The following is an 8,068-nucleotide window of genomic DNA, read 5'->3' on the forward strand; positions in this document are numbered from 1 at the left end:
TTTCCCCTTCGTTGGTGTGGTTGCAGTATCAGAAGCCGAGGTTGATGAGGGCGATGCCCGGGTAGACGGCGAAGAGGACGGTCAGCGGAAGGACACCGAACACCAGCGGGACCATCATCGCGATCTCCTTCTTGCCGGCGGATTCCATCAGCTCGCGCTTCGCCAGGTCGCGGACGTCCTGCGCCTGGGCGCGGAGGACGTCCGCGAGCGGCGTTCCGCGCTGGACCGCGACCGTGATGCCGTCGACGAACCGCGCGAGCGGGGCGAGGCGTGTGCGGTGCGAGAACTCCTGCAGGGCCTCCACGAGCGGCTTGCCCGCGCGCGTCGCGGCGAGCACGAGGGCGAACTCGCCGGCCAGCTCCCCCGTCGCCGTCCTGCAGATGCGCTCGAGAGCGCCCGTCGTGCTCTCCCCCGCCGAGACGGCGAGGGCCATGAGCTCCGCGAGGCTCGGGAACTCGGCGAGCATGCGGGCCTCGCGTCTCTTGATCTCGGACGAGAGCACGTGGTCGCGGCCGACGAACCCCAGGACGGCGCAGGCGAGGACGATCACGACGGCGAGCGGCACGTCGACCGATCCCGAGGCAGCCAGGAGCACCGTGACCAGCGTCGATGCGGCGAGTCCACCCGCGGCCCAGAGCAGCTGCTGAGCCCGGAAGTCCGCGGCGGTCTGCGCGCGTCCGGCCTGGGCGAGCCTGCGCTCGAGGGTTGCGGCCGCCGGGTTGAAGCGGTGCGACCATGCCACGGCGTCGGTGAGCAGAGGGCGCACGATCCGCTCGAGCGGCCCGAAGGGCGTGACGTTGCCCGGCGCATCCGCGAGCAGTCTGGACCGCAGGTCCACCGCGCGGAGTTGGGGGGCGATACGCTGCGTCAGGGTTGTGGCACGCATGGGCGGGAGCCGGACGACGACGAGCCATAGGCCCGTACCGAGCAGGAGGCCGCACAGCATCGCCAGCGCGAGCGCCGGGGTCATCGGAGCACCCGCTCGTCCTCGGGCAGTGCCCCGATCCGGAGCATGACGCGGTAGCAGACGACGGAGACGACGAGTCCTCCCAGCAGCACCACCGCGCCGCCGGCCGTGTTGTAGGCGCGCACCGCCTCCGGACGGGTGGACAGGAGCATGAGGACGAACCAGGGCGCCGCGACGGCGAGGCGGGCGGCGTTGATCGTCCAGGACTGCCGGGCCTCCAGTTCGCTGCGGGTGCGGGCGGCGTCCCGCAGGAATTCGGACAGCGTGCCCAGCAGGCGGCCGAGGTCCGACCCGCCCACCTCCCTGGTCATACGGAGTGCCTCGACGATGCGGTCGGCTACCGGATCGGCCAACCGTTCCTTGAGGCGATTGAGCGCGTCGTCGAACCGTCCGCCCGCACGGTAGTCGGAGCCGAAGGCCCTGAAGGCGGCCCTGAGCTCGACGGGCCCCTTCTCGCCCAGCTGGATGAGAGCCTCGGGAAGCGAGAGCCCGGCCCGGATGGCCGACCGGAGATGGTCCACGACGTCGGGCCACAGCTCGCGGAGCGAGGCGGTACGTTTGGCCGCACGCCATCGCACGATCGAGAACGGCAGGAATCCGCCGAACAGCGCGAAGCACAGCGCGATCGGCGCCGAGCCGGTCAGCACGAACCCGATGAGCACCACGACCAGTCCCGTGGCACCGCAGGTGGCGAGCAGTCCGCGGCCCGAGACCCGCTCCACTCCCGCACGCAGGAGCAGGTCTTCGAGGGGTTGCCGCCGCGTGGCGGCCCGATGTTCGCCCGCGGGCCGCTCCCAGCACGACCACCACATCAGGAACAGGCCGACACCGAGGCCGACGCCTGCCGCCGTGGTCACGCCCGCGCGCCCAGGATGGATGAGATGTCAACGCCCGCGGCCGCGAATTTCTCCTCGGCGGGCATACCGGTGGCCGTCAGCTCCAGGCTTCCGTCGATCCGCGTGAAGACCGGGGAGGACTCGATGACGCCGTTCTCCACGCGCCGCCCGAGTGCCATGATCTCGGTGACCCGACGCCGGCCGCCGGGCAACCGGGCGCAGTGCACCACGAGGTCGATGCAGGAGGCGACCGTCGGCACCACGAAACTGCTGGAGATGTTCTCGCCTGCCAGGAGCGGCAGCGTGCAGATCTTGGTGATGGCATCGTGCGCACTGTTGGCATGGACGCTGCACATCCCGGGCAAGCCGCTGTTGAGGGCGATGAGCATGTCCAGGCTCTCGGCCTCGCGCACCTCGCCGACGATCAGCCGGTCCGGCCGCATCCGAAGGGCCTCCTTCACGAGGCGCCGCAGCGGAATCTCCCCGTGACCTTCGAGGTTGGGTTGGCGGCACTGCAGACCGACGACGTCACGCAGGGGCAGTTGCAGTTCGAAGATCTCCTCGACGGTGATGACTCTCTCCCGTGGGCCGATGGAGGCCCCCAGACAATTGAGCATCGTCGTCTTGCCGGCCTGGGTGGCCCCGGAGACCAGGATGTTCAGGCCTGCGGCGACAGCCGTCCCGAGGAACCGCGCGGCGTGGGGAGACAACGAGCCCAGTTCGACGAGGTGCTCGAGCCTCGAGGCACGCGCGATGAACTTCCTGATGTTCACTGACCAGTGGTTGCGGGTCACGTCGGGGATCACGACGTGCAGCCTGGAACCGCCGGGCAGGGAGGCGTCGACGAATGGGGAGGACAGGTCGAGCCGCCGCCCGGAGGATTTCAGCATCTTCTCGACGAGGTCCCGCACCTGCTGGTCGGTCAGCGACAGGGCCGTAAGCTCGGATTCTCCGTCCCGTGCAACATAGATCTCCGCGGGGGCATTGATCCAGATCTCCTCGATGGTCGGATCATCGAGGAGCGGCTGGAGCGCTCCGAATCCGGCGACGGCGTCGTAGATCTGCTGACGCGCGGCGTCCGGCCGACCGAGCGGCGGGAGGACCCCGCGCATGGAACGCTCCTCGTAGTCGGCGACGGCGTCGTGCACCAGGAGTTGCACCTCGCCGACCTGACGGGCGGGATCGAGCCCGCGCCTGCGGATGAGTTCCCGCACCTCGCCCTCCACCAAGCGAACAGCATCCATCGATGTCCCCCATATGTTCGCCCGCCGACGTCGATCTGCCGTCCGGGCCCGGAATTGCATCCGCCGGCCTCACCCTACTGAACGGAGCGCTGCCCGACCAGAGCAGTCGCCGCATGTGCACAACGCCCGACGCCGCCGGGACGATCACGGCAGCGACTTCCGCGCAAGGACGACACACCGGTGCGGATCCGGACAGAAGCGCAGGTTTTGCCTAAGATTCCGGTTTCACTTCAGAAACGTTAGTCACGTAGGTCACAGAACTGTAGTCTGCACGGGAATTCAACCACCTGGCTGACGCCCGGATTCTGCTGGAGAAACCTGTGACTTTGCCCTCCCCCGTTCGGCTCCTGTGCGCGGCCCTGCTGTCCTTCGGACTTCTGAGTACCGCGGTTCCCGCAGTAGCAACCAACACTGTGACCGCCCCGTCGCCGTCGACGTCGACGACAGCAACGCCGACCGCCCTGCCGGCCGCTCCGGCTCCTTCGACCGCCAGGACGCCGGCCCCTCCCTCACCGGCCCCCACGCGGAGCGCGGCTCCCGCCCCGGCGGCGACGACCGCACCGACGGCCCCTGCCCCCACCAAGGCCGCAGCACCTGTGGAGCAGCCCGCAGCACAGGACGAAGTGACCTCCTTCGTCCCGGACCTGAAGTGGAATCCGCTCGACGAACCCGGCTCGAATGCCCGCTACGGAGAGCACTACGCGGAGCCCGTCACGCCGATGAAGGCGGCGTCACCCCTGAACCTCGACGGCAGCGGAGGGAATGCGGCGCTCGCCCCGCGCTCCGGAGCCTTCAAGGTCACGCTGGTCACCGTGCAACTGTCGGGGAAGACAGTTGCCGATACCAATGCGATCAACATGACGGCGGCCCGCAACTCGATCACGAACGCCGACGCGTACTGGAAGTCGGTCTCCGCCGGGCGGCTGTCGATGACGAAGGTCAACGAATACCGCCACGTCTCCAAGGCCAAGATCACCGACTCCTACGGCACGATCATGGCGACCGTGACGAAGGAGCTGAACTGGCAGTACCGCCCCTACGAAGCCCTGGTCATCTTCGTCCCGCACGCGGACCTGAACTACAACGGGTCCTGGGGCATCCTGGGCGGCGGCTTCACGGACGGGCCGACCACCGGTCGCGTCATCATGCCCTACCCCTCCGCACTCACGAACAACGTCGTCACCCACGAGTTCGGGCACGTCCTCGGCCTGCACCACGCGAACTCGCTGGCCTGCACGAGCGGCCGCGCCGACGCTCCGAGGACGGGCGGCTCATGGGCCGATCCGGCGTGCTGGTCCTCCGAATACAGCGACATGTCGGATCTGATGGGCTACGCCCAGGTCAGTTCCCCGGTCATCAACGCCTTCCTCTGGGAGTACGGCGGGTTCGGGTCCGCGTCGGACATCCGCGATATCGGGACTCCGACGGACCGTCAGCGCTTCACCCTGAAGCCCTGGGCCGGCGGTGAGCCCGCGAGGGCCCTGAAGTTCACCGATCCTGTCAGCGACGAGGTCTACTACCTCGAGTTGCGGGTACCCCTCGGATTCGACAGGACCAGCGCCGTCGGTGGCAATCAGGGCGTGAAGATCACCAAGCAGGACATCCTCGGCTGGAGCGGCAACGCCTCCGTGGTCCTCACCCCGAACAGCAGGCTGTCCGGCTACTCGCACCGCTCGCTGACCTGGGCGGCAGGACAGACGTTCGTCACGCACTCGGGAACACGGGTGGAGATCAGCTCGATAGCCCTTCCCGCGAACCAGCCGCAGAATGCGAGTGCTGTCGTGACGATCACCCCGCCCGAGACGAATGCCACGCGTGCGGCGGCGGCTATCTCGGCGCTGGTGTCGTCTGCTCCGGAGCTCGGTGCGGTGAAGTCCGGTGTGGTCTGTGGCCTGGTCGATGGAGGGTGCTACCAGGGATTCAACAACGGCACGGTCATCTGGTCCTCCGGGACGGGTGCTGTGATCTCCCTCAACGGCCCCATCCGCAGTGCATGGGTGAGCGCCGGATCCCAGAACGGCGCCCTGGGCTACCCGAAGGCCGCCCAGGTCTGCGGGATCCGCGACGGCGGCTGCTACCAGTCCTTCCAGAAGGGCGAGGTGTTCTGGTCCGAAGCCTCCGGAGCCGAGATCAGCAAGGCCGGCCCGATCCGCACCGCCTACCGCGCCGCAGGCGCGGAGAACGGAGCCCTGGGCTTCCCCGTCACCGCGGAGATCTGCGGGATCCGCGACGGCGGCTGCTACCAGTCCTACCAGCGGGGCGAGATCCTGTGGTCCCCGGCCTCCGGAGCCGAGATCAGCAAGGCCGGCCCGATCCGCACCGCCTACCGCGCCGCAGGCGCGGAGAACACCATCCTCGGCTACCCCGTCACCGCGGAGATCTGCGGCCTCAGGGACGGCGGCTGCTACCAGGCCTACCAGAACGGGGAGATCCTCTACTCCAGCAAGACCGGAGCGCACATCAGCAGGGCCGGCGGGATCCGTGACCTCTACCGCAGCTCCAAAGCCGAGAACGGCGTCCTCGGATTCCCCGACGGCGAAGAGACCTGCGGCCTGAAGAACCGCGGCTGCTACCAGGCCTTCCAGGGCGGCGAGATCTTCTGGTCCCCCACCACCGGAGCCGAGATCACCTACAACAGCCCCATCCGCACCACCTACCGCACGGCAGGAGCAGAGAACGGCATCCTGGGCTACCCCGCGAACGCACAGATCTGCGGGATCCGCGACGCCGGGTGCTACCAGTCCTTCCAGGGCGGCGAGATCTTCTGGTCCACCGCCTCCGGAGCCGAGATCAGCAGGCAGGGCGGGATCCGCGACCTCTACCGATCCATGGGAGCCGAGAACGGCCGACTGGGCTTCCCCACCAGCGCCGAGATCTGCGGCCTGCGCGAGGGCGGCTGCTACCAGTCCTTCCAGGGCGGCGAGATCCTCTGGAACCCGAGTACCGGAGCCAAACCCGTCACCACCGGATCCATCCGCACCGCCTACCGCAGCGCCGGCGCCGAGAACAGCGCCCTGGGCTACCCCCGGGTCAACGAGATCTGCGGCCTGCGCGAGGGCGGCTGCTACCAGTCCTTCCAGGGCGGCGAAGTCCTCTGGAGCGCCAAGACCGGAGCCAGGATCACCGCCGACGGACCGATCCGCACCACCTACCGTCAGTCCGGCGCCGAGAACGGAGCCCTCGGCTACCCCACCAGCAACCAGACCTGCACCACCAGCACCCGCTGCACCCAGACCTTCCAACGCGGAACCCTCACCTGGACCCCCACCACCGGCGTCAGAAAAACCTGACCCACCCCCACCGACCACCAGTACGCGCGCCTGCGGGTGCAGTCCCCGAATACATAGGTGATTCCACGATGACAACCAGACGAACCTCTACCCTGGCCGGCGTCGCTGTCCTGCTGACAGCCATCCTCATCCTGTCTCTTCTNGCGGCGAAGTCCTCTGGAGCGCCAAGACCGGAGCCAGGATCACCGCCGACGGACCGATCCGCACCACCTACCGTCAGTCCGGCGCCGAGAACGGAGCCCTCGGCTACCCCACCAGCAACCAGACCTGCACCACCAGCACCCGCTGCACCCAGACCTTCCAACGCGGAACCCTCACCTGGACCCCCACCACCGGCGTCAGAAAAACCTGACCCACCCCCACCGACCACCAGTACGCGCGCCTGCGGGTGCAGTCCCCGAATACATAGGTGATTCCACGATGACAACCAGACGAACCTCTACCCTGGCCGGCGTCGCTGTCCTGCTGACAGCGATCCTCATCGGTCCCGTCGCCCCTGTGTCGGTAGCGCCGGCCCTCGCGATCGAGAACATCGACGGCGCTCCGCCGGCCGCTCCGACCACCGTCGCCGAGGCCCCGGCCGGGGATGAGGCCCCCGTCGACGACGGGACGGCCGCCGAGGTGGAGCCCTCCGCGCTTCCGAAGGATGTCCTCGAACCGGCTGCGGACGAGGCGGAAGAGACGGAACAGCAGGGTCTCTCCGCAGTGGCGCCCGAGGAGAGGAACGCCTCCATGGGACAGGGACTCGCACGGATCGCCGAGACCGGCGACCCCCAGGTCCCTCGCGCCGCGGAGTCGCGCGACAGCCGTCCCGATGGAACGGAGGGCGTCGAATCCCCCTCGGACGAAGGTTCGGCTGCAACGAACTACTGGACTCCGGGCGGAGTCCTCGGTGTGGATGTGAGCAGTCATCAGGGGAGGTTCGTCGACTGGCCGTCGGCGTGGAGGTACGGTTCCCGCTTCGCCTACGTGAAGGCGACCGAGAACAACGACTACGTCAACCCCTACTTCTCCGATCAGTACGCAGGGTCGGCTGCGTCGGGGATGTATCGGGGTGCGTATCACTTCGCCCTACCCAACATGTCCTCGGGTTCCGAGCAGGCGAAATTCTTCGTCAGGAACGGTGGAGGATGGAGCGCGGACGGCAAGACCCTCCCGCCCCTCCTCGACGTCGAGTTCAATCCCTACCCGTCACTGGGCAACACCTGCTACAACATGACGCCGTCCCAGATGGTCGCATGGATCGCCGACTTCTCACGGGAGATGCAGGTGCTGACCGGTCGTAAGCCGATGATCTACACCGCGGCCAGCTGGTGGAACCAATGCACCGGCAACTCCACGGCGTTCGGCGATCACGCGCTGCATATAGCGCGCTACGGGACGACCACCCCCGGCGCGATGCCCACCGGGTGGACCAGGCAGGATGTCTGGCAGTACACGGACAGCGGCCCGGTGATCGGCGACTGGAACCAGTGGAACGGGGATCTCGCGAGCCTGGACACCTTCGCCAGGAACACTTCGAACTCGCCGGAAGCGCGTGCGGCGGCGGCTATCTCGGCGCTGGTGTCGTCTGCTCCGGAGCTCGGTGCGGTGAAGTCCGGTGTGGTCTGTGGCCTGGTCGATGGAGGGTGCTACCAGGGATTCAACAACGGCACGGTCATCTGGTCCTCCGGGACGGGTGCTGTGATCTCCCTCAACGGCCCCATCCGCAGTGCATGGGTGAGCGCCGGA

6 protein-coding genes and 1 pseudogene are annotated in these 8,068 nt (G+C 68.1%); 4 read left to right on the forward strand and 3 right to left on the reverse strand.

Going from position 1 to position 8,068, the window contains the following annotated elements:
• Positions 1–28: 28 nt before the first annotated feature.
• From RY94_RS14530 to RY94_RS14540, 3 genes are read right to left on the reverse strand one after another with little or no spacing between them, the layout of a single operon-like run.
• On the reverse strand, positions 29–970 hold the full coding sequence (locus RY94_RS14530; protein ID WP_043446242.1) for a type II secretion system F family protein: 942 nt from the start codon (positions 968–970) through the stop codon (positions 29–31).
• Positions 967–1,824 (reverse strand): type II secretion system F family protein, encoded by an 858-nt coding sequence (locus RY94_RS14535; protein WP_043446244.1) that lies wholly within the window; start codon positions 1,822–1,824, stop codon positions 967–969. Before RY94_RS14535 ends, RY94_RS14530 begins: the two co-directional genes overlap by 4 nt.
• Positions 1,821–3,047, reverse strand: coding sequence for a CpaF family protein (locus RY94_RS14540; protein WP_043446246.1), 1,227 nt, complete (start codon positions 3,045–3,047; stop codon positions 1,821–1,823). Before RY94_RS14540 ends, RY94_RS14535 begins: the two co-directional genes overlap by 4 nt.
• A gap of 413 nt (positions 3,048–3,460) precedes the next feature.
• Here RY94_RS14540 and RY94_RS16995 point away from each other — a divergent pair, with 413 nt between their 5' ends.
• The 4 genes and pseudogenes from RY94_RS16995 to RY94_RS18190 form a co-directional block, all read left to right on the forward strand.
• Complete coding sequence (locus RY94_RS16995; RefSeq protein WP_156135190.1) at positions 3,461–6,337, forward strand: hypothetical protein; 2,877 nt, start codon at positions 3,461–3,463, stop codon at positions 6,335–6,337.
• A gap of 154 nt (positions 6,338–6,491) precedes the next feature.
• A pseudogene (locus tag RY94_RS18750) lies at positions 6,492–6,563 on the forward strand (hypothetical protein); the annotation flags it as partial.
• On the forward strand, positions 6,537–6,689 hold the full coding sequence (locus RY94_RS18755; protein WP_442853458.1) for an LGFP repeat-containing protein: 153 nt from the start codon (positions 6,537–6,539) through the stop codon (positions 6,687–6,689). The pseudogene RY94_RS18750 and the gene RY94_RS18755, both read left to right, overlap by 27 nt.
• A 68-nt stretch (positions 6,690–6,757) precedes the next feature.
• The coding region (locus RY94_RS18190) for a GH25 family lysozyme (RefSeq protein WP_269429754.1) at positions 6,758–8,068 on the forward strand (1,311 nt) is incomplete at its 3' end.

Origin of the sequence: Arthrobacter sp. L77, from assembly GCF_000816565.1 — a bacterium.
Taxonomy (GTDB): Bacteria; Actinomycetota; Actinomycetes; order Actinomycetales; family Micrococcaceae; genus Arthrobacter_D; species Arthrobacter_D antioxidans.